Source organism: Sphaerimonospora thailandensis (assembly GCF_016863115.1).
In the GTDB taxonomy this organism is placed as follows: Bacteria; Actinomycetota; Actinomycetes; order Streptosporangiales; family Streptosporangiaceae; genus Sphaerimonospora; species Sphaerimonospora cavernae.
On record NZ_BOOG01000064.1, the window covers coordinates 1 to 26,703 of the forward strand.

Here is a 26,703-nt window from a genome sequence, read left to right on the forward strand (position 1 = left end):
GATTGGGTGGTGTGACAACGACGTCCTCTGAGCTCTATCCGGTGGCCCGCCTGGCCGAGGTCCGTGAGGCCACCATCCGAGCCGGTCTCGGTGCCCTGCTGCTGACTCCCGGTCCTGATCTACGCTATGTCACCGGCTATGACGCGCTGCCCCTGGAGCGGCTGACCTGCCTCGCCGTGCCCGCCGCCGGGGAGCCGTTCCTGATGGTGCCGCGCCTGGAACTGCCGGCGGCCGAGCACTCGCAGGCCGCCCGGCTCGGGATCGAGTTCGTCGCCTGGGACGAGACAGACGATCCGTACGAAGAGGTGGCACGCAGGCTGGGCGCCGTCGGACGGGTCGGCCTCGCCGACCGCATGTGGGCGATGCAGTCGCTGCGGTTCCGCGCCGTCATGCCGGAGGCCGAGCAGGTGCTCGCCGGGAGCGCGCTGCGCGAGCTGCGCATGCGCAAGACACCGGCCGAGAGGGCGGCGCTGGCGGAGGCCGGGGCGGCCATCGACGCCGTGCACACCCTGGTCCCGAGCCTGCTGAAGGCCGGCCGGACCGAGCGTGAGGCCGGCAGGGACATCGCCGAGGCGATCATCGACGCGGGGCACACCCGGGTCGACTTCGTGATCGTCGGCTCCGGGCCGAACGGCGCGAGCCCCCATCACGAGCTGTCCGACCGGGTGATCCAGTCCGGCGAGCCCGTTGTGGTCGACATCGGCGGGACCATGCCGAGCGGTTACTGCTCCGACTCCACCCGGGTGTACTGCATCGGCGAGCCTCCGGCGGAGTTCGCGGCCTACTACGAGGTGCTCAGGAGCGCCCAGGAGGCCGCCTGCGCTCATGTGCGGCCGGGGGTGACCTGCGAGTCGGTGGACGCCGCCGCCCGCGAGGTGATCGCCGAGGCGGGCTTCGGCGACCGCTTCATCCACCGCACCGGTCACGGCATCGGCCTGGAGACCCACGAGGAGCCGTACATCGTCAGCGGCAACACCGAGCCGATGGAGCCGGGCTTCGCCTTCTCCGTCGAGCCCGGCATCTACCTGCCCGGCAAGCACGGCGCCCGGATCGAGGACATCCTCGTCTGCGGTGAGACCGCCGGCGAGCGGATGAACAACACCACCCGCGCCCTGGTCGTCGTGTAGCCGGGCACCGGCGGCGAGCAGGGGCGATCGGCGGGTAAGCGGATTGCAACCGGCGAACGCTAATGTACGGGCCATGATCAAGAGATCCGTTCTCGTCGGCGCCGCCGTCGCGGCTGGCGCCACCCTGACGCTGCTGCCGTCCGGGCCCGCCTCCGCCTCCGCCCAGGCGGGCGCCTTCGCGGCGGCGCCCGCCCCCGCGAAGACGGCCAGAGCGTTGTTCAATGCCTGGCAGCGGGGAGACCGCGCCGCCGCGGCCCGCTACGCTCTGCCGGCCGCGGTCAAGACCCTGTTCGCCTATCCGTACCGTGCGCCGGACGAGTTCGCCGGGTGCGTCCGCAACGCCTGCCGGTTCGTGCACACCAGCGTCCGCGTGCCCGGCGGGCTGAACGGCGTACTGATGATCGTGTCCGGGTCGAAGGTCGCCAAGGTCTACACCTCCCGGCATCTCAGCGCGCCGTCCGCGGCCGCGAAGGGACTCTTCACGGCCTGGAAGCGGCACGACCGCGACGCCGGGTTGGAGGTGGCCGCCACGAAGGCCGTCGCCACGCTGTTCCGGACCCGGTACGACGCGCACGGCGTGCGGTACTACTACCAGGGCTGCACCGCCGAGCCGAAGGGATACTCCTGCGCCTGGTCCTACGAGGGCGGCGCGATGCTGATGCACGTCCGGGGCTCCAGGGCCGCCGGATACCAGGTCGCTTCGATCGGCTACATCGCCGACTGAGCCCCGTTCGGACCTCCTGTTCTAACCCGCTGTTCTAACCCGCTGTTCGAACCTTCAGGTGTTGGCGGCCTCGCCGGTGCCGGCGCCTCGCCTGCGGAGCCGTACGAGGTCGTGGTGGCCCTCGTGGTGGGTGTCGTCCGGATCGTCCGATGCCGGGCCTTCGACGGTGAAGCCCGCGTCGCGGATCAGCTGGAGGTCGTCCTGGCCCGGCTGCCCCTCGCTGGTGAGGTAGTCGCCCAGGAAGATCGAGTTCGCCACGTGGAGCGCCAGCGACTGCATGCTCCGCAGGTGGATCTCCCGCCCGCCGCCGATCCTGATCTCCGCGGCTGGACAGACGAAGCGGACCATGGCGAGGATGCGCAGACACCGCTGCGGGGTCAGGTTCCACTCCTCGCCCAGCGGCGTGCCCTCGAACGGGATGAGGAAGTTGACGGGGATCGAGTCGGGGGCCAGCTCACGCAGCGCGAACGCGACGTCGACCAGGTCCTCGTCGCTTTCGCCCATTCCCGCGATGAGGCCGGAGCAGGGGGACAGCCCCGCCTTCTTCGCCATGCCGACGGTCTCCACCCGATCGTCGAAGGTATGGGTGCTGCAGATGTCGGCGTAGGTGGCCTCGGAGGTGTTCAGGTTGTGGTTGTAGGCGTCGGCGCCGGCATGGCACAGCCGGTCGGCCTGGCCGTCGGAGAGCAGCCCGAGGCAGGCGCACACCTCGACGCCGGGATGATCGGCCTTGATCGCGGAGATGCTCCGCGCGACCCTGTCGACGTCCCGGTCGGTGGGACCGCGACCGCTGGCCACCAGGCAGACCCGCCTGGCGCCGCCGGCGATGCCCGCGGCGGCGCTCGAGACCGCCTCCTCGGTGCTCAGCCAGGTGTACTTGAGCACGTCGGCCTTGGAGCCGAGCCGCTGAGAGCAGTAGGTGCAGTCCTCCGGGCAGAGCCCGCTCTTCAGGTTGACCAGATAGTTGAGCTTGACCCGCCTGCCGAAGAAGTGGCGGCGCACCCGGAAGGCCGCGGCGACCACGTCCAGGATGTCGTCGTCCGGCGTGCCCAGCACGGCACACGCCTCGTCGCGGGCCAGCGGCTCCAGGCGGATCGCCTTCTCCGCCAGTGCCTCGAGTGAAATCATTCTTCGCCTCTCCGTTCACGTGATCGATCGACGATCAAGGGGACCGGACCCAGCATGCCATCCCGTCCCGGAAGAGGGGAGGAGACCGGTTACGTCAGGCGACCAGGGGTAGGCGGAGGTTTGACCGACACCTGACACCGATGAACCTGACTACGCCGCTGGGGGATGACATGGCGAGCAGCGAGTTCTGGCCGTACGGTTTCAGCCCACTGGACGAACTGATCTCCCGGTTCTTCGGGAGGGAACCCGTCGGCACGGGCCGGCCGGTGGACATCGGACGGCTGCTGAGTGAGGACGCGATCGAGTTGCTCCGTGTCGCGGTGGCGAAGGCGGCCGAGTGCGGCGCGCCGTACCTCGACACCGAACATCTGCTGTGGGCCGCCACCCAGGTTGACGCGTCACGGCGGCTGCTTGAGCAGGCCGGAGCGGATCCGGATGAGCTGGGCGGGAGCGTGGCGGACATGGCCGAGCGGCGCGAGCCGCGCCAGGGGCCGATGCCGCTGTCCCCGGCGGCGAAACGGGCACTGCTCGACGCGCGGCGGATCGCCAGAGCCACCGGGCACTCCTACATCGGTCCGGATCACATCGTCCTGGCGCTGTCGGCCAACCACGACTCGATGGCGGGACGGATGCTGCGGCGGATCTCCCCGCAGGCCCTGGGCACGGACACGGCGGCGGGCGTCGCCGAGCCGGTGCCGGCCCGGCGGCCGCCGAGCACGACCCCGACTCTGGACCAGTACGGCACGGACCTGACCGAGCTGGCCGGGGAGGGCAGGATCGACCCGGTGATCGGCCGGGACGACGAGATCGCCCAGACGGTCGAGGTGCTGTCGCGGCGGACCAAGAACAATCCGGTGCTGCTGGGCGATCCCGGCGTGGGCAAGACCGCGATCGTCGAGGGGCTGGCGCAGCGGGTGGTCGACGGCGCGGTGCCGGACACCCTGCGCGGCAAGCGCGTGATGCAGATCGATCTCGCCGGGATGGTCGCCGGCACCAAGTTCCGCGGCGAGTTCGAGGAACGGCTGAAGAAAGTCACGGACGAGATCCGCGACCACGGCGACGATCTCGTCGTGTTCATCGACGAGATGCACACGGTGGTCGGCGCCGGGGGCGCCGAGGGCGCGATCGACGCCTCGAACATGCTCAAGCCGGCGCTGGCCCGGGGCGAACTGCACGTGGTGGGCGCGACCACGCTGGACGAGTACCGGCGCTATGTCGAGAAGGACGCGGCGCTGGAGCGGCGTTTCCAGCCGGTCCTCGTGCCGGAGCCCGGCGTCGCCGACACGATCGAGATCCTGCGTGGGCTGCGGGACCGCTACGAGGCGCATCACCAGGTGCGGTTCGGCGACGAGGCGCTCATCGCGGCGGCTGAGCTGTCCGACCGGTACGTGACGGGCCGGTTCCTGCCGGACAAGGCGATCGACCTGATGGACCAGGCCGGGGCGCGGGTCGCGCTGCGGACCAGGACCACGCCGTCCGACACCCGTGAGCTGGAGGAGCGGCTGGAGCAGCGGCAGCGCGACAAGGAGCAGGCCGTCGCCTCCGAGGACTACGAGCGCGCCACCGAGCTCCGCGACGAGATCGCCGAGCTCGGGCGGCGGATCGAGGAGACCAGGGACGGCCGTCGGGGGGTGCCGGAGGTCACCGCGGCCGACATCGCCGAGATCGTCTCCCGGGCGACCGGCATTCCGGTAGCGCAGCTCACCCAGGAGGAGAAGGAGCGCCTGCTCGCGCTGGAGGAGCATCTGCACCAGCGGGTGGTCGGCCAGGACGAGGCGGTCGCGGCGGTGGCCGAGGCGGTACGGCGTTCGCGCGCCGGGCTCGGCGACCCGGGCCGGCCGATCGGTTCGTTCCTCTTCCTCGGCCCGACCGGGGTCGGCAAGACGGAACTGGCCCGCGCGCTGGCCGAGGCGCTGTTCGGTGACCAGGACCGGATGATCCGGTTCGACATGAGTGAGTTCCAGGAGCGGCACACCGTCTCCCGGCTCGTCGGCGCGCCGCCCGGCTACGTGGGCTACGAGGAGGCGGGCCAGCTCACCGAGGCGGTACGGCGGCGGCCGTACTCGGTCCTCCTCCTCGACGAGATGGAGAAGGCCAACCCGGATGTGTTCAACCTGCTGCTGCAGGTGATGGACGACGGGCGGCTCACCGACGCGCAGGGCCGCACGGTCGACTTCAAGAACACCGTGCTGATCATGACGTCGAACCTCGGCGCCGACCTGATCATGGCGAATCCGGGGGAGGCGGCCGGGCTGCGCGGGCAGCTCATGCGGCTGCTGCAGCGGGCGTTCCGGCCCGAGTTCCTCAACCGGATCGACGAGACGATCGTGTTCCACGGCATCGACGTCGAGCAGCTCAGGCAGATCACCGGGCTGCTGCTGGAGGACAGCAGGCGGCGGCTGCACGCCCAGGACGTCGCGCTCGACGTCGACGCCGCGGCGGTCGACTGGCTGGCGGTGCAGGGGTACCAGCCGGAGTTCGGGGCCCGTCCGCTGCGCCGTACGATCCAGCGCAAGATCGACAACACGCTCTCCCGGTTGCTTCTCGACGGCACGCTCAAGCCCGGTCAGCGGGTCCACGTGGGCGTGTGGGAGGGCGACCTGGCGTTCACGGTGCTGGAGGAGGAGGGCGCCCCGGCGCCAGACGCCGAGCCGCACGCCCGGGTCGCCCCGGAGCGGGAGGAGGTCCGGCCGGAGGACCGGGTGCACGCCCCCGGACACTACCTCTGAGCCATTCCGGGCACATCCCGCACACGGGCACATCGGGACGGCGCTACCGTTTCTGGCGTGGAGGAGATCGATCGACGAATCGTGACATTGCTGGCGAGGGACGGCCGGATGAGCTTCACCGACCTGGCCAAGGAGACCGGGCTGTCGGTGTCGGCGGTCCACCAGCGGGTGCGCAGGCTGGAGAGGCGCGGGGTCATCCGCGGCTACGCGGCGCTGGTGGACTACGACGAGATCGGCCTGCCGCTGACCGCGTTCGTCTCGATCAAACCGATCGACCCGGCCGCGCCCGACGACGCCCCCGAGCGGCTCAGCCACCTCACCGCGATCGAGGCGTGCCACAGCGTGGCCGGTGACGAGAGCTACATCCTCAAGGTCCGCGTCGCCTCGCCCTTCGCGCTGGAGGAGTTGCTCCAGCAGATCCGCGCGTCGGCCAACGTCAGCACGCGCACCACGGTCGTGCTGAGCACTCCGTACGAGCACCGCACTCCGATGGTCGAGCCGGATCCCGGGGCGGAGGCGGGACCGCAGGTCAGTCCCGGGCCGGGGGGCTGACGAGGTCCCGGGCCGGGGGGCTGACGAGGAAGTGCGCCCGTACCCGCTCGGCCGCATCGGCGGGCGCCCCGAGCCGGTCCAGGCCGAGCAGGGCGGCCCCCACGATGGGCGGCACGTCGGCGACCACCAGCTTCGCGAGCGGAGCCCGCTCCGCGTAGGCCCGCTCGATCAGCGACATCAGCAGCGGATGGCCGGCGGTGAGCACCCCGCCGCCGAGCACGACCTCACAGGGCCCGCCGAGGAGGCCGGTGCGCCGCATCGCGACGATCCCGAGCACGGCCACCTCCTCCGCCATCCGCTTCACGACCGACATGGCGACGGCGTCCCCGTCGGTGGCCGTGGCGAGCAGCGGGGGCACCAGGTCGTGCAGCTGGTCGAGGGACTCCTCCCCGAGATGCAGCCGGATGACGGCCTCCTCGACGGTGGCTGTGCCGAAGCACGCCAGGACGGCGTCGGTGAGGGCCGTCGCCGGTCCCCGGCCGTCCTCGGCCCGTACGGCGTGCCACAGCGCCTCTTCGCCCAGGTGGTGGCCGCCGCCCCAGTCGCCGCTGAGCCGGCCGAGGGAGGGGAACCGGGCCACCTGGCCCGAGGGCGCGACGCCGACCGCGTTGATGCCGGCGCCGCACACGACCGCGACGCCCCATGGCGCGCTCGCCCCCGCGCGCAGCAGCGCGAACGTGTCGTTGCCCACGGTCGCGGTGCGCCCGTATCCGCGGGCGAGCAGTTCGTCGCTGAGCCGCTCCTCCTCGATCGGCAGGTCGGCCCCCGCCACATAGGCCGCCACGTGATCGGCGTACGGCAGGCCGTACTCCCGATCACGTTCCCCCTCGGGTAACCCGTCGGGCCTCCCGTCGTGCAAGTCGGGCAACCGGACGTGCTGCCCGCCGCCTGCGAGGGCCTGCCGTACGGTCTGACCGATCACGTCGATCGCCGCGGCGACCCCCGCGCTCTGCGGCAGGAAGGCCGGGCCGCGGGCGGTGGCCAGCACGATGCCGTCCTCGCGTACCAGGGCGATGTCGGTCTTGCTGTTCCCGCCGTCGACCGCCAGCACGGTGCGGCCCTTGCCGTTCGAGATCTGCTCGGCAGCGGTCACCGGGACACCGTCCACGGCAGGTGCGCCCGGTTGGCGGCGATCAGCCGGTCGGCGAGGTCGTCGGCGAGCGCCGCCTGCCCGATCAGCGGATGGGCCAGCAGGGCGGCCCTGACGCGGTCCGTGCCGCCGTTGCGGGCCGCGTCGAGGGCGAGCGTCTCATAGGCGGAGACATGGGAGATCAGGCCGCGGTAGAGCGGCTCGACGGGGTCGACGGGCGCCGGCGCCGCCCCGTGGACGCCGATCACCGCAGGGACCTCGATGACCGCGTCGTCGTCGAGGAAGGGCAGGGTCCCCCCGTTGCGGGTGTTCACCACCTGGACGTCGCCCCGGTCGCCGACAAGAGAGGCGATCAACGCGACGGCGGCCTCGGAGTAGAACGCGCCGCCGCGCTTTTCCAGCAGCTCGGGTTTGGCGTCCACGGCCGGGTCGGCGTACATCTCCAGCAGTTCGGCCTCGATGGCGGCGACCCGCGCGGCCCGGGACGGGCCTGATTTCTGCTCCTCGACCACCTGGTCGTGCTGGTAGTAGTAGCGCAGGTAGTACGACGGCACGGCGCCGAGCCGGCGGATCAGCTCCACCGGCAGGCCCGCCGCCTCGGCGAGTTCCTCAGCGTGGTTCTCCATCGCCTCGGGGAGCACGTCCTCGCCGTCCAGCCGTATGGCACGCACCCAGGTGAGGTGGTTGAGCCCGACGTGGTCCAGGGAGATCCGGTCCGGGGTGACGCCCAGCGCGGCCGCGGCGCGGCGCTGGAACCCGATCGCCACGTTGCACAGCCCGATCGCGCGGTGGCCCGCGTCGAGCAGCGCCTTGGTGACGATGCCGACGGGGTTGGTGAAGTCCACGATCCACGCGCCGGGGGCGTACGCGCGCACCCGTTCGGCGATGCCGAGCACCACCGGGACGGTACGCAGCGCCTTGGCGAGCCCGCCCGCGCCCGTGGTCTCCTGTCCGACGCAGCCGCACTCGAGGGGGAGGGTCTCGTCGACGTCGCGGGCGGCCTGACCGCCCACGCGCAGCTGGATCAGCACGGCGGCGGCTCCGGCGACGCACTCGTCCACGGTCGTGGAGGCGGTCACCCGGGCCGGGTGGCCGGCGCGGGCGAGCATCCGCGCGGCCATGGCGGCCACGAGGCCGAGGCGGTGTTCGTCCGGGTCGATGAGCACGATCTCCGAGAGGGGCAGCTCGTCGCGCAGCCGGGCGAAGCCGTCGATGAGTTCCGGAGTGTAGGTGGAGCCGCCCCCGACAACGGCCAGCTTCATGTGATGTCTACGTCCTTTCGGATGTCTTGTTCGGCGCTGTCCTATTTGGCGCTGTCCTATTTGACGCCGGTCAGCTTGACGCCCTCGATGAAGACCTTCTGTGCGAAGAAGAACAGGATGATCACCGGGGCTATCACGAGGAGGGTGGCGGCCATCGTGAGGTTCCACTGGACGCGGTGCACCGACCGGAACGCGGCCAGGCCGAGCGAGAGCGTCCAGTTGTCCAGGTCCGTCCGGGCGTACAGCAGCGGACCGTAGTAGTCGTTCCAGCAGTAGAAGAAGCTGAACAGCGCCACGGCGGCGATCGCCGGGCGGGCCATCGGCAGGATCACCCGCACGAGCGTCCGGAACTCCCCGCACCCGTCGACCTTGGCGGCGTCGGAGTACTCACGCGGGATCGTGATCAGGAACTGCCGGAGCAGGAAGATCGAGAACGCGTCGCCGAGCAGCATCGGGATGATCAGCGGCCACAGGGTGCCGGTGAGGTGGAACCTCGCCCAGATGAGGTAGACGGGCACGGACACGACCTGCGGCGGCAGCATCATCATGGTGATGACCATCAGGAACGCGAGCTTCCTGCCGCGGAAGCGGAACCTCGCCAGCGCGTACGCCACCGGGACCGACGACAGCAGCATGAACGCGGTGGCCAGCACCGAGTACATGAGCGTGTTGCCGATCCAGGTGAGCAGCGGCGCCTTCTCGAAGATCTCGGTGAAGTTGCCCCAGTTCCACGTCTTCGGCCACAGCTGGGAGGTGAGCGCCTGGTTGTCGTCCATCAGCGCCGTCAGCGTGATGAACACCAGCGGCCCGAGGAACATGATCGACAATGCGATGGCGAGTGCGTGGTTGGCGATCCACAGGAGCATCCGCCGCCACCTGACCGACGCCGTGGCAGCGGCGGCGGGGGAGGGCGAGGTGGTGGTCGTCATGCCTCCTCCTCGGCGAAGCCCCGGAACTGCCGCAGCAGGACGAGCGTGAACATCATCGAGACGACGAACAGCACCAGCGCCATGACGCAGGCGTAGCCCATGGCGAAGTCACGGAAGCCCTGGTGGTAGAGCCATTCGGGGAACGTCAGCGTCGACTGGTCGGGGTAGCCCGGGGTGAACACCGATCCGGCCGAGTCGGTGGACCCGGAGGCGACCCGGGCCGCGATCATCGCCTGGGTGAAGTACTGCAGGGCCTGGATGACCCCGGTCACCGCGGCGAACATCAGCACCGGCCGGATCACCGGCAGCGTGATCCGGTAGAACCGCTGCCAGGCGCCCGCCCCGTCGATCGCGGCGGCCTCGTACAGCTGCTTGGGCACGTCCAGCAGGGCGGCCATGAAGATCACCATGAGGTCGCCGACCGACCAGAGGGCGAGCATGGTCAGCCCCCACTTCGACCAGGCCGGGTCGCCGAACCAGTCGGGGGAGCCGATGCCCACCGCGGACAGGATGGCCTGCACCGGTCCGGTGCCCGGGTTCAGCAGGTACACGAACCCGAGCGTCCCGGCCACCACCGGCACCAGCGACGGCAGATAGAAGATCGTACGGAACAGCCCCACTCCGGCCTTCAGCCTGGTGATGAGCTGGGCCACGCCGAGGCCGAACAGCACCCGCAGCGGGACCATGACCACGACCAGCCACAGCGTGTTCTTGATCGACCGCCAGGCGGCCGGGTCCTCCAGGAAGTACCGGTAGTTCAACAGCCCCACCGGCTCCAGCGTGAACATGTCGTACCGCTGGAAGGAGAAGTAGACGGTGGCGAGCAGCGGGTAGAGGAAGAAGACCGCGAACCCGATGATCCACGGGGAGAGCCAGATCAGCGCGCGGAGATTGTCGCGCCGGCCGCGGCCCGCACCTCGGCCTCGGCCGGCGAGTGGAACGGCTGCCATCAGGTCAGCCGCCCGCGGTCAGCTTCAGCTTGTCGTTGATCCTCTTGTCCACGTCGGCGAGCAGGGCGTCCAGGTCATCGGCCCGGCCGGACTCCCACTTGATCTGCGCCTCCTGCAGCGCCTGCTGGTTGAAGACGGAGTTGAGGTGGGCCGGCAGCGTGGTGCTGTTCGGGTTGGCGAACACGTCGAGGAAGGTCTGGAAGTGCTCGTCCTTCTTCAGGTTCGGCGACTGCAGCGCGGGCAGCGTGCTCGGCACGTTGCGGATCGCGTTCGACAGCGTGACCAGGGCATCGGTGTCGGTGGTCAGGTACTTCACCAGCTCCCAGGCCGCCTCGGCGTGCTTGGCCCCCTTCGGGATCCCGATGACGGTGCCGGTGATGAAGCCCGCGCCGTACCGCTCGGGCTGGTCGTCGGCGACCGGGAACGGGGCGGTGCCGTAGTCGAGGTCGGGGGCGCTGTCGGCGAGCATGGCGACCCGCCACTCACCGTCGATGGCCATCGCGACCTTGCCCTTGTGGAAGGGGTTGTCGGCCGACCACTCGTCCCCGAAGCTCTTGCGGAACTTCTCGATCTTGTCGTAGCCGAACCAGTCGGTCAGGTCCTTCTGCCAGGTCATCAGCTTCTTCCACTGCGGGTCGGAGCCGATGGCCGAGGTGCCGTCCGGGTTGGTCCACTTCGCGCCGACCATGACCCCGGTGTGGATCGGGGAGTTCTCGTACATCTGGCTGATCGGCATGAAACCGGCGACCTCGAGGTCGCCCTTGGCGTTCTTGACCGTGAGCTTCTTGGCGAGGTCGGCCAGCTCGCTCAGCGTCTTGGGCGGTTCGTTGCCCTGCATGAGCTTCTTGTTGTAGTAGAGCCCGTAGGCGTCGGCGAGCATGGGCAGCACGCACCGCTTGCCGTCGTACTGGGTGTACTCGTCGATGACCTTGGGGAACAGGGCCGGCCCGTCGATCTTGCTCGCCGTCAGGTACGGGTTCAGGTCCTGGAAGATGCCGGCCTTGCAGAACTCGGCCACGCTGTCGGTGGTGAACGACAGGGCGACGTCGGGCGGGTTGCCGCCGCGGACCGACTGGATGATCTGGTCGTCCTGGATCGCCTTGGTCGCCTTGACCGTGATCCACGGGAACTTCTGGTTGAAGCCGGCGAGCGTGTCCTCGAACGCCTTGAGCTCGCTGTCGGCGCTGAAGCCGTGCCAGAACTCGATGGTGACCGGGGTCTGATCGGTCGCGCTCGCCCCGACCTTCGGCGGGCCGGAGGACTCCGTGCCGGCCGTGCAGGCGGTGAGCAGGGCGAGACCGGCGGCCGCCGCCGCGGGGATCACGAGCGGTCGTCTCATCTCGGGGGGTGCCTTTCTGTCAGGAATTAATGATCATCAGGACGGGGAGATCAGGGGGCCGAACAGCTCGTCGCGGGTCGCGCCGAGAGCGAGGTCGAGGGCGCCGGTGATGACGGGATTGCCCTCGACGGCGGACAGCCGCACCGGGGGCCGGGGGATGGTCAGCGCGTGCAGCTCCCGCTCGACGAGCTCGCGCAGGATCTCGCCGCCGGCCGTCGGCACTCCGCCGGACAGGACGACGACCTCGGGGTCGACGACCGCGGTGACCGCGGCGAGCCCGAGCGCGAGGCGGGCGGCCACCTCCGCGAGCGCCGCCCGTGCCGCCTCCGCCCGGGTCGCGTCCGCCCGTGCGGCCTCCGGCCGGCCACGCTCGATCGCCGCCACGGCGTTCCGCACGGCCTGCGCCGGGCTCGGCCCGCGCAGGCCGTGCGCGCGCAGGATGTTCAGTACGGCGATGCCGCCGGACAGCGCCTGGAACCCATGCCTGGACCGCTTGCCGACGTCGCGGGCGGTGGGGGCGCCGATCACCGGCATGTAGCCGACCTCGCCCGCGCCCCCGGTCGCGCCCCGGTGCAGCCGCCCGTCCAGGACCAGGGCCGCGCCGAGGCCCTCCTCGGCCCACAGCAGCACGAAGTCGCGGTGGCCCCGCGCGGCGCCCCGCGACCGCTCCGCCTGAGCGGCGAGGTTCACGTCGTTCTCGATGTCGACCGGCACGCCGATCCCGTCGCGCAGCGCGGCGACCACGTCCGGGACGTGCCAGCCGGGGATGTGCGCCGCGTACCCCAGACGGCCCGTGGACGGGTCGATCGCGCCGCCGATGCCGATGACGACCCGGTTCAGCGTCCGCGGATCGAGCCCGGCGGGGGAGCAGGCGCCGGTGAGCGCCGAGCGCACCCGTTCCACCACGTCGCCGCCGGTCCGTCCGGGGGTGGGCAGGCGGTGCGTGGCGACCGCGCTCCCCGTGATGTCCGCGACGGCCACCTCGATCCTGGCCGGGGTCACGTCCAGCGCCGCCACGTGCGCCGCGCCGGGATTGATCCGGTACAGCTCGGCCGTACGGCCCGGCATGCCCCCGCGGATGCCGTCCAGCACGACCAGGCCGGCCTCCTGGAGCCTGGCCAGGAGCTGGGAGGCGGTCGGCTTGGACAGCCCGATGAGCGCGCCCAGCTCCGGGCGGGTGAGCGGACCCCGCTCCAGCAGGACCCGGAGCGCGGCGCCGTCGTTGATCGCCCGCAACAGGCTGGGCGTTCCACCCATGGGCCGTTCGCTCACCGGCCGTCCCTCCAACCTGCGCTTAATCTTCTATTAGTAAAGTTTCCTAACTTATAAAGGTCCCGGCTGTCGATGTCAACGGGCCGGCGGCGCCGCAACCGACCTGTGACCCGCACCCGGACAGGGCCACTGACGACCACCGGGCCACTACAATCTGTCGGCCTATGCCTGAGACTTCGGCGGGTGAGCTGGCCCGGGAACAGAAGTACGTCGCCGCGCTGTACGAGCGCCTCGACGTGCTGCGCGAGCGCACGCGCAGACAGCTTGACGACGTGCTGGCCCAGGGCGCCTCGGGCACGCACCAGAACCGGTCCGAGCGCGACACGTTCGCCGTCATGTACGCCCAGCGCCTGGCCCGCCTGTGGGCGGTGGAGAACCGGCTGTGCTTCGGCAGGCTGGACCACGCCGACGAAACCTCGCTGTACATCGGCCGCATCGGCCTGTCGGACGACGAGCAGCACCGCCTGCTGATCGACTGGCGGGCGCCGGTCGCACAGCCGTTCTACCGGGCGACCCCGGCCGCGCCGATGGGGCTGACCCGCAGACGCCACCTGCACACCAAGGGCCGCAAGGTCACCGGGGTCGACGACGACCTGCTCGACCTCGACCGGCTCACCGACGCCGACCGCGCCACGCTGAACGGCGAGGCCGCCCTGCTGGCCGCGCTGGACGAGCGGCGCACCGGGCGGATGCGCGACATCGTGGCCACCATCCAGGCCGAACAGGACGCGATCATCCGGAGCGACCTGAACGGCGTGCTCGTCGTCCAGGGCGGCCCGGGCACCGGCAAGACCGTGGTGGCCCTGCACCGCGCGGCCTACCTCCTGTACACCTACCGGGACCGCCTGGAACGGCGGGGCGTGCTGGTCCTCGGGCCCAACCCGACGTTCATGCGCTACATCGACCAGGTCCTGCCCTCGCTCGGCGAGACCGACGTGCTGCTGTCCACCATCGGTGACCTCTACCCCGGGGTCACCGCTGTCCGTTCCGATCCCCCCGAAGCCGCCGCGATCAAGGGATCGGTCCGGATGGCCGAGGTGGTGGCGGCCGCCGTGGGCGACCGGCAGCGGATCCCGGACCGGCCGCTGGAGATCCGGCTCGACAAGTTCACGCTGCGGCTCGACGTCAAGACCTTCGAGGCCGCCCGGGCGAAGGCGCTGCGCGCCCGCAAGCCGCACAACGAGGCCCGCCCGGTGTTCGTCAGGCATCTGCTGAACACGCTGACCAGGCAGGCCGCCAGGAAGCTCGGCCGCGGCATGCTCGACGAGGCCGACTTCGCCGAGCTGCGTGAGGACCTGCGGACCGAGGAGCCGGTTCGGGCCGCGCTCAACCGGCTCTGGCCGTACCTCACCCCGCAGCGCCTGCTGATCGGCCTGTTCACCTCCGCCCAGCGGATGGCCGCCGCCGGGCTGACCGAGCGGGAGCGGGAGGCGCTGCTGCGGGAGCCGCCCCGGCCGGGCGAGGGCGGCGCCTGGTGGAGCGACGCCGACGTCCCGCTGCTGGACGAGGCGGCCGAGCTCCTCGGCCACATCGACGAGGGGGTGGTCCGGGCCGCCCGGATCGCCGAGGAGGAGCGCCGGGAGCGGATCGCATACGCCCGGGAGGTCCTCGAGCTGACCGGTATGGCGGACATCATGGACGCGGAGCGTTTCGCGGCCCGCCAGGAGGCCGAGGAGACCCAGCTGACCACGGCGGAGCGGGCGGCGCGCGACCGCACCTGGGCGTTCGGCCATGTGATCGTCGACGAGGCGCAGGAGCTGTCGGAGATGGCCTGGCGCATGGTCATGCGCCGCTGCCCGAGCCGGTCGATGACGATCGTCGGCGACATCGCCCAGACCGGTTCGTCGGCCGGCGCGGCCAGCTGGGGCCGGATGCTGGACCCGTACGTCGGGGGCCGCTGGCGCGAGGCCGTCCTGACGGTGAACTACCGCACGCCGGCCGAGTCGATGGCGGTCGCGGCCCGGGTGCTGGAGCTGGTCGGCCCGGACCTGAAGGCCCCGGAGTCGGTGCGCGAGACCGGGGAGCGGCCCTGGGCGCTGCGCGTGGCGGAACTGTCCGAGCTGGGCCCGCTGGTCCGCGAAGAGATCGTCCGGGATGAGGAGAGCGGCGTGGGCCGCCTGGTCGTGATCGTCCCGGCCTCGGCGGAGCGCGAGATCGGGGCGCTGGTCACCGCCGCCGTGCCGGGCGCCGTCGCCGTGCCGGGACCGGCCGCCCTCGACGCGCCGGTCGCCGTGCTGGCCGTGGCGGACGCCAAGGGGCTCGAGTTCGACTCGGTGATCGTGGTCGAACCGTCGCGGATCCTGGGGGAGTCACCCCGGGGGCCCAGTGACCTCTACGTCGCGGTGACCCGGGCCACCCGGCGGCTCGGCGTGGTGCACACCGGCGTGCTGCCCGCCGCTCTGACCGGTCTGGCGGACCGGATCCGATGACGGCCACATCGCCCCAGACAGTCGGGGTGGGATTTGTCAGACACCCTCCAGCTGGGCAAAGTTGGCATTACCCCTGTTGGGGGTGCGGTTGACATCTACGCTGAGGTCGGTAGTTTGCTGCGAGTCCAGCACGGGACTGACCGGTTGGCCGTCTCCTGGCGCCATCGGCTCCTGCGTCCGTGACGGAGAGTGACTCCGTCTTCACAGCCAGGCGCAGACCGATGTTCCGCCGGGCCGGGGCACCCCAGCCGGCCGGGGGGTTGGACCCAGGGAAGGGGTCCGGGCACCCAGTAGACAACGGTCTCCGCGCCCGCCGCCGGCGGGACGGATCCGGTCCGAAGGGCAGCCCGGGCCCCCTTCCGCCGTAGAGTGTGCCCGTGTTACTGAAAGTGGCCGCCTCCGTCGCCGGTGGCCTGGTGCTCTACCTGGCCTTCCCGCCCATCGGCTGGTGGTTCTGCGCGCCGGTCGGCGTCGCGCTGCTCGCCCTCGCCCTGTACGGCACGGCCTGGCGCCGCGCCGCCTGGATCGGATATGTGGGAGCCCTGGCGTTCCTGTTCCCCACGCTGTCGTGGGTGCGCCCGATCGGGGACGACGCCTGGCTGGCCCTGGTGGGCATCGAGAGCCTGTTCTGGGCCGCCCTGGCGGTGGCGGTCACCTACGTCATGCGATCGCGCGCCTGGCCGCTCTGGACGGCCTGCCTGTGGGTCGCGCAGGAATGGGCCCGCGGACTGATCCCGGTCGGCGGCTTTCCCTGGGCGCGGCTGGCCTTCAGCCAGGGCGAGTCGCCGTACACCCCCTTCGCCGCGCTCGGCGGCGCCCCGCTTGTGAGTTTCACGGTCGCCCTGTCGGGAACGCTGCTGTCCGCGCTGGTCATCAGGGTCATCAGGGCCCCCGGGGGGATGCGGTGGGACCGCGTCGTCGCCGGGACGCTGCTGGGCGCGATAGCCGTACCGGTGCTGGCGTTCGCGGTGCCCCGGCCCGGCGACGAGGGCAGAACAGTGCGGATAGGCGTGATCCAGGGGAACGTCCCCGGGCGGGGGATGTACTTCCTCGGCGACGAGCCCGCCGTCGTGCTGCGCAACCACGCGGATGAGACGCACCGTATGGCCCGGGCCGTACGGGACGGGAAGCTGCCCAAGCCGGACCTCGTGGTCTGGCCGGAGAACTCCACCGACATCGACCCCTATGAAAGCCGGTTCGCCCGTGAGGTGATCGACTCGGCGGCCAAGGACATCGGCGTGCCGATCCTCGTCGGGGCCGTCGTGCACATCGGCACCGAGTACCGGGCGACCCGCGGCCTGGTGTGGGACCCGGTGACCGGGCCGGGGGCGTACTACGACAAGCGCAAGCTCGTGCCGTTCGGCGAGTACACCCCGATGAAGGACCTGGTCCTGGCGCTGTCCGAACGGGCCCATCTGGTCGGCCGGCAGTCGAAGGCGGGTGAGACGCCGGGCGCGCTGCGGATGGGGCCGGTCACGGTGGGCGTGGTGGAGTGCTACGAGGTGGCCTTCGACGGCATGGTCAGGGACACCGTGGACGCCGGCGGCACCCCGCTGGTCGTGCAGACCAACAACGCCAGCTACGCGCTCACCAACCTGCCGCCCCAGCAGCTCGCGATGTCGCAGCTGCGTGCGGTGGAGTTCAACCGGGCCGTGGTCACGGCGGCGACCACGGGGATCTCGGCTTACGTCACCCCGGACGGCCGGATCGCGTGGCGGACCGGCGAACTGGTCGCGGACATGAACGTCGTGGACGTCCCCGTCAGGACGGGGACCACGCTCGCCGCCAGGTTGGGTGCGCTGCCCGAATGGATTTTGATATTCATTGGTGCGACTGCAACCGTGGCGGCGATTGCGAAAGCGCGGAGGAACAGCTGATGGAGCGTCCTGGCGGGCGAGTGCTCGTGATCGTCCCCACGTACAACGAGCGAGAGAACCTGCCCGTGATCACGCGGCGGCTGCGCGAGGCGCTGCCCGACGCGGACCTGCTCGTCGCCGACGACAACAGCCCCGACGGCACCGGGGAGATCGCCGATGAACTGGCCGGGCGGGACGACCACATCCACGTCCTGCACCGGCCGGGCAAGCAGGGCCTCGGCGCGGCCTACATCGCCGGGTTCCGGTGGGGGCTGGAGCGGGGCTACGACATCCTGTGCGAGATCGACGCCGACGGCTCGCACCAGCCGGAGGAGCTGCCCCAGCTGGTCGACTCGGTGGGCCGCGGCGCCGACCTCGCGATCGGCTCCCGGTGGGTGCCGGGCGGGAAGGTCGTCAACTGGCCGCTGCGGCGCGAGTTGCTGTCGCGCGGCGCCAACATCTACGTGCGGCTGATGCTCGGCATCCCGGTCCGCGACGCCACCGCCGGCTTCCGCGCCTACCGCGCCTCGACGCTGCGGAAGATCGGCCTGGACGACGTCGAGTCGCAGGGCTACTGCTTCCAGGTCGACCTCACGCTCAGGACCGTACGGCACGGCCTGCGCGTGACCGAGGTCCCGATCAGGTTCGTGGAGCGCACGGTCGGCGCCAGCAAGATGAGCGGCGACATCATGAAGGAGGCCCTGTGGCGGATCACCGTCTGGGGCTTCCAGGGCATGGACCGGCGGTTTCGCCGTCGGCGATGACCGGAACCACTCGGGCGGCTGAGACGTTTCACCCTGTATGTACGGTCCTTATGTACGGCCGCCGCGTGATTGAGGCGTGACATGCTGCGAATCGGGTTGTTCCTGGCGTTCCTCGTCGTCCCCGTCCTGGAGATATGGTTCCTGATCCAGGTGGGATCGGTCATCGGCGGCTGGAATACGGTCGGCCTGCTGATCGCCGACAGCATTCTCGGCGCCTGGCTGATGCGCCGGGAGGGCAGACGGGCCTGGGCGGCGCTGCAGAGCGCGATCGGGTCCGGTCGGATGCCCGACCGCGAGTTGGTCGACGGGGCGCTGATCGTGGCGGGCGGCACTCTGCTGCTGACGCCCGGCTTCCTCAGCGACGTGTTCGGCTTCTTCTTCATCCTGCCGGTCACCCGGCCGATCGCCCGCCGCTGGCTGGCGTGGTTCCTGGGCCGCCGCGTCCGCGCGCTGGCCGCGCGCTCGCCGTACGGCCCGCTGCTGGACCACACCGGCGGATTCGGCGGCCCGTTCGGCGGCCCGTTCAGCGACACGGGTGCGGCCGGCGGGTCGGGGAGCCGCGCCGGGCGCGCCCGCGTGGTGCACGGCGAAGTAGTCACCGACGACGGTGAGACGGCGCGCGGCGACGGCGACGGTGGCAGGCCCGCTGTCCGGTGAAGCACCGCCGGGAACGTGAGACGCCCCCGGAGACCGTTCGGAAACGGTCTCCGGGGGCGTCCCTTTCGCGGCTTCAGCCACTCATGTCTTCAGCCGGTCGGCGATCTCTCACGAGAGGCTAGGCGCTCTTGCGGCGCTGCTCCCGCAGGATGGCCAGGCGCTCGTTGAGCACCTCCTCCAGGTCCTCGATGGACCGGCGCTCCAGCAGCATGTCCCAGTGCGTCCGCGCGGGCTTGGCCTTCTTCTGCTGCGGCTGCTCGCCGTCGACGCGCAGCGCCGTGGTGCCGCAATAGCGGCACTCCCAGGACGCGGGGATCTCTGCCTCGACGGCGAGTGGAACTGTGGTGAGATGGCCCTTGGGGCACGTGTAGGACACCTCCTGGCGCGGGGCCAGGTCGGTGTTGCGGTCGTTCTCGTAGCTGGTCGCGCCGAGCCGGGTGCCGCGAAGTGCACGCTCTCCCATGTTCCAAGCCTCCTGAGGTCCCCGCCTAGAGGGGTTATGTCGCCACCGCGTACAACGCCTGATACCGTTTGTGGATTCCCAGGAGCAGCCTGATCCAATCGCCCTTCGCCTAGATATGGTCCGGGACCTCGTTGCCGGCCTCCCGGATGGCCCGCGGAAGATCGACGATCACGAGCAGCACGAAGCCGATCACGAAGAACACGATCAGCGAGACGATCGCCGTGCGATAGCTGTCGGTGACCTGCAGGGCCAGCGTCAGCACCAGAGAGCCGAGGAACGCCGATCCCTTGTCGCTGATCTGGTACAGGCTGAAGTACTCGGCCTCCCGGCCCGGCGGGATCACCAGGGAGTACAGCGACCGCGACAGCGCCTGGGTGCCGCCGAGGACGATCGCGATGAAGAACGCGATCGCGAAGAACTGGATCGCCGCGCCCTTCTGCAGGAAGTAGGCGACGCCCACGACGGCGGTCCAGATGACGAGGCTGCCGAGCACCGTGCGCTTGGTGCCGTATCGCAGGGCGAGCCTGCCGAGCAGGAGGGCGCCGCCGAACGCGACGAACTGCACCATGAGAATCGCCCCGATCTGGGTGCTCTTGCCCAGCCCCAGCTCGTGCTCCGCATAGGTGGACGAGAAGCTGATGACAGTCTGCACGCCGTCGTTGTAGAGCAGGTAGGCGACCAGGAACAGCAGGGTGCGCGGGTAGCGGCGAAGATCGGCGATGGTACGGCCGAGCTGGCGGACGCTGCCCGACACGGCGCGGGAGACGGTGGCGTCGTGGGCGTAGCCCGGGCGGTTGCGCAGCCGCAGCATCGGGATGATCGCGAATATCGCCCACCACAGGCCGGCCGAGGCCAGACTGATCCGTACGGCGAGGCCCTCGTCGATTCCGCCGCTCAGGTAGAGGGCGAGGTTCACCGCCAGCAGCAGCCCGCCGCCGAGATAGCCGAACGCCCAGCCCCGGCTGGAGACGTCGTCGCGCTCGCCCGCCTCCGCGATCTGCGGCAGGAACGAGTCGTAGGTCACCCGGGCTCCGCCGAAGGCGACGTTGGCGAGGAGGAACAGCCAGCCGCCGAGCAGATAGCGGTCGCCGGAGACGAAGTAGAACCCGAGCGTGGCCGCCGCGCCCAGGTAGGCCAGAAAGCCCATGATCTGCTTCTTGCGGCCGGTGTGGTCGGCGAGCGCGCCCACGATCGGCATGGTCACGATCTGGAGCAGCACCGAGATCGTCACGAGGGCCGTGAAGTACGCCTTCGGCCGCAGATCCAGCCCGAGGAACGCGACGAAGCCCTCCTCTCCGCCGGCCGCCGTGGTCGCCACCGCTGTCAGGTAGGGCCCGAGGAAGACGGTCAGGACGGTCGTCTGGAACGCCGAGTCCGCCCAGTCGTACCAGAACCAGCCGCGGTGCTCACGCCGCCGCGACTGCGGCGACTCCTCTTCGACGACCTCGGGGGCGGCCATGCTGTCTCCCTCATATGACGATCAGGGGAAATACGATCAGGGGAAATCGAAGCGAGGTTATCCCCGATCGCTCCTCTCGCGATAGGCATCGGATGCCCGGTCTTCGCGCCGCCTTCTGCGGGCATACGCCCTCAGGGCAGCTTCCTGGCACGCCCTCAACGGGCACGCTCTACACGGCCTTCGTCCCAGACCGGTTCGTCGCTTTCGTAGCCGGTCGGCCGGATGTGATCGAGCGAAATGTCGGTGGGTTCTGTTGGGATGGGCGTGACATCCGTGATCTGGAGGAGTGCCGCGTGGACCGTGACGTCTGGAAGTCGTTCCTGAAGCGTTGGAGCGAGGAGTGGCTCGATGCGCGCGGTGTGCCGGAGCCGCGCTCGGCGTTCGAGGAGCCGATCACCGATCGCTGGCTGGGCTTTCCGCCCGCGTCAGTTGAGGACGTGGCCGCGGCGGAGGCACGGCTGGGATGCGCGCTGCCGCCGTCCTTTCGGGAGTTCCTTCTCGTGACCGACGGCTGGCGGAACGCGGGCGCGTTCGTCGACCAGCTCCGCGACACGAGTGAGATCGGATGGCTGCGCGACCTCGACCCGAAGTGGGCCGATATCTACGACGACATCTACGAGGATGTGGACGAGGCCGACGAACCGGCCGTCCTGCGGCGGGCACTGCTGATCTCGATGGAGGCGGACGCCGGGATCCTGTTCCTCGACCCGGGCGACGTGGACGAGAGCGGGGAATGGGCCGCTTATAAGCTGTTCTCCTGGTCGGGCTCGGGTCCTCGGCGGCATGAGTCCTTCTACGAGCTGATGTACGACCTGTATGCCGGTTTCCACAGCCTGGATCGCCCCGGGTGCGAGACCCAGCGAGAGTGGGACGCGAAGATCGAACAGGCGCGCCTGGCCAGTCTGGCGGGTGAGCTCGACGGGCCGCTGGCGGTGCTTGAGGAGGCCGCTCGCTTCGGTCGTGACCGTGCCGAGATCTTACGGTTCCAGATGCTGGCGATGCTCGGATCCTATGACGCGAGCCGGAAACTCGGATACGTTCTGAGCCACGGCGAAACCCTCACCTGGCGCTTGGACGCTACCTTCCTCAAAGCCGAGATCCTGCCTCTCCTGTTCGCCGAGCACGAGCGTACGGATCCTGTGTTGACCCAGTCCACGCTTGCCCTCCTGATGGGGTACGGATCCGAACCGGTCAAGCGGCTGATCGCCGACTATCGGGCGGAGACAGGCGAGCCGGGGTTTCGGGCCCGCTTCGGCGACGAGGAGTTCGACGCCGCGGTGCGTGCCGCGATCACCGACGTGGCACGGGGCGATGCCTGGCCGCTGCTGCGGGAGGCCCTGTCGAAGTGGCGTCCGCTGAGCGACGACCATCTCGCGCCGATCTCGCTGCTGGCCGATCCGCGGATCGCCGAGCTCATCACGCCGGAGCGCGGGCGCGAGATCCTCACCATGCGACGCGGCTGATGCCTGCTCGCATGACAGCGGCCCCGTACTCGTTGACCGACGGCCGTTCCTCATTGATTGAATCGTGCTGCGCACAGCGGCTCGCCATGCGCGCGACATGCGCGAAAGTGACGGGGCGTTCTCGACATCCACCATGTGGGCGAGATCGCAGACGGTCGGGCCGTCGAGGTCACCATCTCGGTCACCCCGGCGAATTACCTGGTGATCGAGAACCGGTTCCCGCTCGCCTGAGCTTCCGGACGAACAGGATCGGAGTAGAGATGACAGCCATACTGCCGACGCAGACGCCGATGTCCGAGACGGCGACAACCGGACGACTTCCGGCCTTCGTCTACGACCTCGCCGAGCTGGACGCCCACATGAAGGACATCCGAGCCGCGCTGGGGGACATCGAGCTCTATTACGCGGTCAAGGCGAACCCCGATCCGGAGCTGCTGAAGGTGCTCGCCCGTCATGTCGATGGCTTCGAAGTCGCCTCAGGCGGAGAGCTGGCACACGTACGGGCGCTGCACCCCGACATGCCGATCGCGTTCGGTGGCCCAGGAAAGACCGACGAGGAGCTGTTCAGCGCGGTTACCCGACTGCATGTGGAGAGTCCCGGCGAACTTCGGCGCCTGCTCGCCTCTGGACGTTCCGCCGATGTGCTGCTGCGCGTCAACCTGGACGTCCCGATCGAAGGCGCATCACTGGCGATGGGCGGAGGCGCGACGCCGTTCGGGATGGACCCGCAGGGCATCGCCGAATGCCTGGAGCTGCTCGCAGAGCAGGACGACATCCGGCTTCGCGGGATTCACGCGCATCTGGCCAGCGGCCTTGACGCCCCCCGGATGCTGGAGCTGGCGGCCGCCATCCTCGACTACGCGCGGGGGCTCGGCGTCACCGAGATCAACCTGGGTGGGGGGATGGCCGTCTCCTACGCCGACCCGGGCCGCCGTTTCGACTGGCAGACGTACGGCAGGGGCCTCGCGGAGCTGCGCCGCCCCGGGGAGGTGCTGCGCATCGAACCCGGACGCTCCCTCACTGTCTACTGCGGCCGGTACGTGACCAGGGTGATCGACGTCAAGCGCGTTCACGGCGAGTTGTTCGCCGTCGTGGCGGGCGGAACCCATCACATCCGCACTCCGGCGACCAAGGGCCACAGTCAGCCTATGATCATCCGGGAGGCCGGCGAACCCACCACGATCGTCGGCCAGCTCTGCACCCCCAAGGACACGCTCGCACGACGGGTCCCCGTGAGCCTGAGGCCTGGCGACATCGTGGAGTTCATCATGGCGGGAGCGTACGCATGGAACATCTCCCACCATGACTTTCTCATGCACCCAAAGCCCAGCTTCCGGTACGTCGGAGAGTAGGCCAGGGCAACGAGACCGGTGGCTACGGCGGCGGCGTGCCCTGTGCTCCCACGTCGCCGGCGGCGTCTGACGGCCGCGGGCCGGGAGCCGTCACGCTCCCGGCCTGATTCCGGCCTGTGCGGTCGCCGGCCGATTTTTCAGGCGCCGGCGAGTGAGGAGATCACCCGGGCGCGGTGGGCCGCGGGGGAGCCCCAGGCAGAGTGCAGGGCGCGGGCCTTGCGGATCCACAGGCTGGGGTCGTACTCGTCGGTGTAGCCGATCGCGCCGTGCACCTGCAGCGCGATCTTCGCCGCCGCGTACGCCGCCTCCGACGCCGCGACCTTCGCGGCCGACACGTCGCGCCCGAAGTCCGGCGAGCCGTAGGAGACGGCCGCGCCGTGCACCAGCGGGCGGGCGTACTCCAGGCCGACGAGTGCGTCGGCCAGGTGGTGCTTGACCGCCTGGAACTCGCCGATCGGCCGCCCGAACTGCTGCCGGGCCTTCGCGTAGTCCACGCTCACCTCCAGCAGCCGCCGGCCCACGCCGACGAGCTGGGCGGCGGTGGCCAGCACCCCCATGTCGCAGGCGACCCGGGCGGCGGCGGCCACCGAGGGACCGGCGGCGAGGACGTCGCCCGCCACGACGGACGGCAGCCGGCGGGCCGGATCCAGGGAGGCGCGCACCTCACCGGCCGCGGCGGCGCGCAGCGCGTCGCCGTCCACGAGCAGCACCAGGTCGGCGGCGTCGGCGTCCAGCGCGTACGGCGCGGAGGCCTGAGCCGGGGCGGGCAGCGCGGGCAGCGTGGGCAGTGCGAGTGAGGCGACGACCCGGCCCTCCGCGATGCCCTCCAGCCACTCGCTCCCGCGTTCCAGCTCATCGCCCAGGCGGTCGAGCAGCGTGGCGACGGCCACGGTCTCGGCGTACGGCCCGGGCACGGCGTGCCGTCCCAGCTCGTGGAAGGCGGTGACCAGCTCGACCGGCAGCGGTCCGGCTCCGCCGGCCGACTCGGGCACGGCGAGGGCGAGGACGCCCGTCTCGGCGAGTGAACGCCACAGGGCCAGGCCGGGCTCGTGGACGCCCGCGGCCCAGCCGCGGATCACCGACGGCGTGTCCGCCTCGGTGAGGATCTTGTCCAGGGTCTCGCCGAACAGCCGCTGCTCGGCGTCGAGGATGAACTTCACGGCGGCCTCCCTATCGCCCGGCTCGGGGCAGGCCGAGCACGCGCTCGGCGATGACGTTGCGCTGGATCTCGTTGGTCCCGGCGTAGATCGGCCCGGCGAGTGAGAAGACGTAGCCCTCCAGCCAGTCGCCCTCCAGCTCGCCGTCCGGGCCGAGCAGGTCGAGGGCGGTCTCGTGCAGCGCCACGTCGAGCTCGGACCAGAAGATCTTGTTGATGCTGGACTCGGCGCCGATGTCGTCGGTCCGCGAGACGGTCTCGTAGCCCTTCAGCTGGTAGGCCCGCGCCTTGATCCACGCGTCGGCGACCCGGTCGCGCAGCGCGGTGTCGCCGGGGTCGGCCCGCTCCCGCCACAGGTCCAGCAGCCGGTCCGCGGCGGCCAGGAACCGCCCGGGGCTGCGCAGGGTGAGGCCGCGCTCGTTGCCGGTGGTGCTCATCGCGACCTTCCATCCGGCGCCCGGCTCGCCGATCACATCCCGGTCGGGGACGAACACGTCGTCGAAGAACAGCTCGGCGAAGGCCGGCTTGCCGTCGATGCGGCCGATCGGGCGCCGGGTGATCCCCTCCGCGTCCAGCGGGAACATCAGATACGTCAGCCCGCGATGCCGCTGCGCCTCAGGGTCGGAGCGGAACGGGCCGAAGCCCCAGTCGGCGAAGGCCGCCCGGGAGCTCCACGTCTTCTGGCCGTTCAGCAGCCAGCCGCCGTCGACCCGGGTCGCGGTGGCGCGCAGGGAGGCGAGGTCGCTGCCGGCGCCCGGCTCCGACCAGGCCTGCGCCCAGATCACCTCACCGGAGGCCATCGACGGCAGGACGCGGGCGAGCTGCTCGGGGGTGCCGTGCTGGAACAGGGTGGGCGCGAGCAGGTTGATGCCGTTCTGGCTGACCCGGCCCGGCGCCCCTGCCGCGTAGTACTCCTCCTCGAAGACCAGCCACTCCAGCGGGGTCGCGGCGCGTCCGCCGTACTCCTCCGGCCAGGACACCACCGACAGGCGTGCGCCGTACAGTTCGCGCTCCCAGGCGCGGTGGGCGGCGAAGCCCTCCTCGATCTCCAGCGAGGGCAGCGGGGCGGCGGGCACGTGCGTGCGCAGCCATTCGCGCACCTCGGCGCGGAACGGCTCAACGGACGACAGGTCAAGATCCATCGGCGGCCGCCTTCATGCTCTTGGGGTCCATCCCGGCCAGGGAGTCGGCCGAGGTCTCGGCGTTGTGGGCGTGCGCGAGGTGGTGCAGGCCGAAGACCGAGTCCATCCCGGTGTGCATGCCCTGCAGGTCCTCGGCCTGGTTGACGGCCTTCTTGGTCAGCGCCAGGCCCAGGCGCGGCATCGCGGCGATCTTCTCGGCCAGCGCGAAGGTCTCCGCCTCCAGCTGCTCGCGCGGTACGACCCGGTTGACCATCCCCACCTCGTGGGCGCGGGCGGCGCCCATCCGGTCACCGGTGAACAGGAACTCCTTGGCGATCCGCGGCGGCATCACCCAGGGGTGGGCGAAGTATTCCACGCCGGGGATGCCCATCCGCACCACCGGGTCGGCGAAGAACGCGTCGTCGGAGGCGACGATCAGGTCGCACACCCAGGCGAGCATCAGCCCACCGGCGATGCAGGCGCCCTGCACCATCGCGATGGTCGGCTTGGGGATCTCCCGCCAGCGCCGGCACATGCCGACGTAGACCTCCGACTCGCGGGCGAAGCGGCTCTCGGCGCCCTCCTTGCCCACGTGGTCCCACCACAGGGTGGCCTTGCGGTCGAAGGACAGATGCGCGTCCCGCTCCGGCGTGCCGATGTCATGACCGGCGGAGAAGTGTTTGCCCGCGCCGGCCAGCACGATCACCTTGACCTCGTCGTCGGCGACGGCCCGGTAGAAGGCCTCGTCCAGCGCGTAGGTCATCTTCGAGTTCTGGGCGTTGCGGTAGTCCGGGCGGTTCATCGTGACCACCGCCACGGGGCCGCGCCGTTCGTAGTGCACCACGCTCATCGGGCACCCCTCGATTCTTTCTAACAACTGT

At 70.6% G+C, this 26,703-nt stretch carries 22 protein-coding genes; 10 read left to right on the forward strand and 12 right to left on the reverse strand.

Annotated elements, in window-relative coordinates:
- Window positions 1-2 precede the first annotated feature (2 nt).
- Both Mth01_RS25480 and Mth01_RS25485 read left to right on the forward strand, forming a co-directional pair.
- Complete coding sequence (locus Mth01_RS25480) at window positions 3-1,127, forward strand: M24 family metallopeptidase (RefSeq protein ID WP_239089998.1); 1,125 nt, start codon at window positions 3-5, stop codon at window positions 1,125-1,127.
- A gap of 73 nt (window positions 1,128-1,200) precedes the next feature.
- Complete coding sequence (locus Mth01_RS25485; protein WP_204018486.1) at window positions 1,201-1,851, forward strand: hypothetical protein; 651 nt, start codon at window positions 1,201-1,203, stop codon at window positions 1,849-1,851.
- A 54-nt stretch (window positions 1,852-1,905) separates the two neighbouring features.
- Here the strand turns inward: Mth01_RS25485 and bioB are convergent, their stop codons facing one another.
- Window positions 1,906-2,979, reverse strand: coding sequence for a biotin synthase BioB (gene bioB / locus Mth01_RS25490; RefSeq protein ID WP_204018487.1), 1,074 nt, complete (start codon window positions 2,977-2,979; stop codon window positions 1,906-1,908).
- 140 nt (window positions 2,980-3,119) lie between these two features.
- Between bioB and Mth01_RS25495 the strand changes: the two genes are divergently transcribed.
- Complete coding sequence (locus tag Mth01_RS25495; RefSeq protein WP_407695977.1) at window positions 3,120-5,708, forward strand: ATP-dependent Clp protease ATP-binding subunit; 2,589 nt, start codon at window positions 3,120-3,122, stop codon at window positions 5,706-5,708.
- A gap of 57 nt (window positions 5,709-5,765) precedes the next feature.
- Window positions 5,766-6,260, forward strand: coding sequence for an Lrp/AsnC family transcriptional regulator (locus Mth01_RS25500; RefSeq protein ID WP_204018488.1), 495 nt, complete (start codon window positions 5,766-5,768; stop codon window positions 6,258-6,260).
- Here the strand turns inward: Mth01_RS25500 and Mth01_RS25505 are convergent.
- From Mth01_RS25505 to Mth01_RS25530, 6 genes are read right to left on the reverse strand one after another with little or no spacing between them, the layout of a single operon-like run.
- Window positions 6,238-7,353: an N-acetylglucosamine kinase gene (locus tag Mth01_RS25505; RefSeq protein ID WP_239089999.1), complete on the reverse strand. Its 1,116-nt coding sequence runs from the start codon at window positions 7,351-7,353 to the stop codon at window positions 6,238-6,240. The two genes, Mth01_RS25500 and Mth01_RS25505, sit on opposite strands and share 23 nt — an antisense overlap.
- Complete coding sequence (locus Mth01_RS25510; protein ID WP_204018489.1) at window positions 7,350-8,612, reverse strand: 6-phospho-beta-glucosidase; 1,263 nt, start codon at window positions 8,610-8,612, stop codon at window positions 7,350-7,352. Before Mth01_RS25510 ends, Mth01_RS25505 begins: the two co-directional genes overlap by 4 nt.
- A gap of 56 nt (window positions 8,613-8,668) precedes the next feature.
- The gene (locus tag Mth01_RS25515; protein WP_204018490.1) at window positions 8,669-9,541 is read right to left on the reverse strand and encodes a carbohydrate ABC transporter permease; all 873 of its coding nucleotides are present in this window, start codon (window positions 9,539-9,541) and stop codon (window positions 8,669-8,671) included.
- Complete coding sequence (locus tag Mth01_RS25520) at window positions 9,538-10,491, reverse strand: carbohydrate ABC transporter permease (RefSeq protein WP_204018491.1); 954 nt, start codon at window positions 10,489-10,491, stop codon at window positions 9,538-9,540. Before Mth01_RS25520 ends, Mth01_RS25515 begins: the two co-directional genes overlap by 4 nt.
- Before the next feature lie 4 nt (window positions 10,492-10,495).
- On the reverse strand, window positions 10,496-11,830 hold the full coding sequence (locus tag Mth01_RS25525; RefSeq protein ID WP_204018492.1) for an extracellular solute-binding protein: 1,335 nt from the start codon (window positions 11,828-11,830) through the stop codon (window positions 10,496-10,498).
- A gap of 36 nt (window positions 11,831-11,866) precedes the next feature.
- Window positions 11,867-13,102, reverse strand: coding sequence for an ROK family transcriptional regulator (locus tag Mth01_RS25530; RefSeq protein WP_239090000.1), 1,236 nt, complete (start codon window positions 13,100-13,102; stop codon window positions 11,867-11,869).
- Window positions 13,103-13,266: 164 nt separating this feature from the next.
- Between Mth01_RS25530 and Mth01_RS25535 the strand changes: the two genes are divergently transcribed.
- The 4 genes from Mth01_RS25535 to Mth01_RS25550 all read left to right on the forward strand — a co-directional run bounded on the left by Mth01_RS25535 (window position 13,267) and on the right by Mth01_RS25550 (window position 18,808).
- Window positions 13,267-15,531: a HelD family protein gene (locus Mth01_RS25535; RefSeq protein ID WP_204018493.1), complete on the forward strand. Its 2,265-nt coding sequence runs from the start codon at window positions 13,267-13,269 to the stop codon at window positions 15,529-15,531.
- A gap of 377 nt (window positions 15,532-15,908) precedes the next feature.
- Complete coding sequence (lnt, locus tag Mth01_RS25540; protein ID WP_239090001.1) at window positions 15,909-17,408, forward strand: apolipoprotein N-acyltransferase; 1,500 nt, start codon at window positions 15,909-15,911, stop codon at window positions 17,406-17,408.
- The gene (locus Mth01_RS25545) at window positions 17,408-18,151 is read left to right on the forward strand and encodes a polyprenol monophosphomannose synthase (RefSeq protein ID WP_204018494.1); all 744 of its coding nucleotides are present in this window, start codon (window positions 17,408-17,410) and stop codon (window positions 18,149-18,151) included. The genes lnt and Mth01_RS25545 overlap by 1 nt, the downstream gene beginning before the upstream one ends.
- 81 nt (window positions 18,152-18,232) lie before the next feature.
- A complete protein-coding gene (locus Mth01_RS25550) occupies window positions 18,233-18,808 on the forward strand; it encodes an FxsA family protein (protein WP_239090002.1) in 576 nt (191 codons plus the stop codon).
- A gap of 118 nt (window positions 18,809-18,926) precedes the next feature.
- Here the strand turns inward: Mth01_RS25550 and Mth01_RS25555 are convergent, their stop codons facing one another.
- Together Mth01_RS25555 and Mth01_RS25560 are read right to left on the reverse strand one after the other, a co-directional pair.
- The gene (locus Mth01_RS25555) at window positions 18,927-19,271 is read right to left on the reverse strand and encodes an RNA polymerase-binding protein RbpA (protein WP_204018495.1); all 345 of its coding nucleotides are present in this window, start codon (window positions 19,269-19,271) and stop codon (window positions 18,927-18,929) included.
- A gap of 109 nt (window positions 19,272-19,380) precedes the next feature.
- Window positions 19,381-20,730 (reverse strand): MFS transporter, encoded by a 1,350-nt coding sequence (locus Mth01_RS25560; protein ID WP_204018496.1) that lies wholly within the window; start codon window positions 20,728-20,730, stop codon window positions 19,381-19,383.
- 293 nt (window positions 20,731-21,023) lie between these two features.
- Here Mth01_RS25560 and Mth01_RS25565 point away from each other — a divergent pair, with 293 nt between their 5' ends.
- Window positions 21,024-22,193, forward strand: coding sequence for an SMI1/KNR4 family protein (locus tag Mth01_RS25565; protein WP_204018497.1), 1,170 nt, complete (start codon window positions 21,024-21,026; stop codon window positions 22,191-22,193).
- Window positions 22,194-22,453: 260 nt separating this feature from the next.
- Window positions 22,454-23,545, forward strand: a complete 1,092-nt coding sequence (locus tag Mth01_RS25570; protein WP_204018498.1) for an alanine racemase — start codon at window positions 22,454-22,456, stop codon at window positions 23,543-23,545.
- A 137-nt stretch (window positions 23,546-23,682) separates the two neighbouring features.
- On the opposite strand, the gene Mth01_RS25575 is transcribed toward Mth01_RS25570, so the two are convergent.
- The 3 genes from Mth01_RS25575 to Mth01_RS25585 are packed head-to-tail and all read right to left on the reverse strand — an operon-like array spanning window position 23,683 to window position 26,672.
- A complete protein-coding gene (locus tag Mth01_RS25575; RefSeq protein WP_204018499.1) occupies window positions 23,683-24,705 on the reverse strand; it encodes an acyl-CoA dehydrogenase family protein in 1,023 nt (340 codons plus the stop codon).
- A 10-nt stretch (window positions 24,706-24,715) separates the two neighbouring features.
- Window positions 24,716-25,843 carry an acyl-CoA dehydrogenase family protein gene (locus tag Mth01_RS25580; RefSeq protein ID WP_204018500.1) on the reverse strand — a complete coding sequence of 376 codons (1,128 nt, stop codon included), beginning with the start codon at window positions 25,841-25,843 and terminating at the stop codon, window positions 24,716-24,718.
- Window positions 25,833-26,672: an enoyl-CoA hydratase gene (locus Mth01_RS25585; RefSeq protein WP_204018501.1), complete on the reverse strand. Its 840-nt coding sequence runs from the start codon at window positions 26,670-26,672 to the stop codon at window positions 25,833-25,835. Before Mth01_RS25585 ends, Mth01_RS25580 begins: the two co-directional genes overlap by 11 nt.
- Between the last annotated feature and the right edge of the window lie 31 nt (window positions 26,673-26,703).

Excerpts from the sequence above, each read along its gene's own strand:
- Mth01_RS25485 (WP_204018486.1), top strand. The coding sequence starts at position 1,201 with ATGATCAAGAGATCCGTTCTCGTCGGCGCCGCCGTCGCGGCTGGCGCC.
- bioB (WP_204018487.1), bottom strand. The coding sequence starts at position 2,979 with ATGATTTCACTCGAGGCACTGGCGGAGAAGGCGATCCGCCTGGAGCCG.
- Mth01_RS25495 (WP_407695977.1), top strand. The coding sequence starts at position 3,120 with ATGAACCTGACTACGCCGCTGGGGGATGACATGGCGAGCAGCGAGTTC.
- Mth01_RS25510 (WP_204018489.1), bottom strand. The coding sequence starts at position 8,612 with ATGAAGCTGGCCGTTGTCGGGGGCGGCTCCACCTACACTCCGGAACTC.
- Mth01_RS25515 (WP_204018490.1), bottom strand. The coding sequence starts at position 9,541 with ATGACGACCACCACCTCGCCCTCCCCCGCCGCCGCTGCCACGGCGTCG.
- Mth01_RS25520 (WP_204018491.1), bottom strand. The coding sequence starts at position 10,491 with ATGGCAGCCGTTCCACTCGCCGGCCGAGGCCGAGGTGCGGGCCGCGGC.
- Mth01_RS25525 (WP_204018492.1), bottom strand. The coding sequence starts at position 11,830 with ATGAGACGACCGCTCGTGATCCCCGCGGCGGCGGCCGCCGGTCTCGCC.
- Mth01_RS25535 (WP_204018493.1), top strand. The coding sequence starts at position 13,267 with ATGCCTGAGACTTCGGCGGGTGAGCTGGCCCGGGAACAGAAGTACGTC.
- Mth01_RS25545 (WP_204018494.1), top strand. The coding sequence starts at position 17,408 with ATGGAGCGTCCTGGCGGGCGAGTGCTCGTGATCGTCCCCACGTACAAC.
- Mth01_RS25550 (WP_239090002.1), top strand. The coding sequence starts at position 18,233 with ATGCTGCGAATCGGGTTGTTCCTGGCGTTCCTCGTCGTCCCCGTCCTG.
- Mth01_RS25555 (WP_204018495.1), bottom strand. The coding sequence starts at position 19,271 with ATGGGAGAGCGTGCACTTCGCGGCACCCGGCTCGGCGCGACCAGCTAC.
- Mth01_RS25560 (WP_204018496.1), bottom strand. The coding sequence starts at position 20,730 with ATGGCCGCCCCCGAGGTCGTCGAAGAGGAGTCGCCGCAGTCGCGGCGG.
- Mth01_RS25570 (WP_204018498.1), top strand. The coding sequence starts at position 22,454 with ATGACAGCCATACTGCCGACGCAGACGCCGATGTCCGAGACGGCGACA.
- Mth01_RS25580 (WP_204018500.1), bottom strand. The coding sequence starts at position 25,843 with ATGGATCTTGACCTGTCGTCCGTTGAGCCGTTCCGCGCCGAGGTGCGC.
- Mth01_RS25585 (WP_204018501.1), bottom strand. The coding sequence starts at position 26,672 with ATGAGCGTGGTGCACTACGAACGGCGCGGCCCCGTGGCGGTGGTCACG.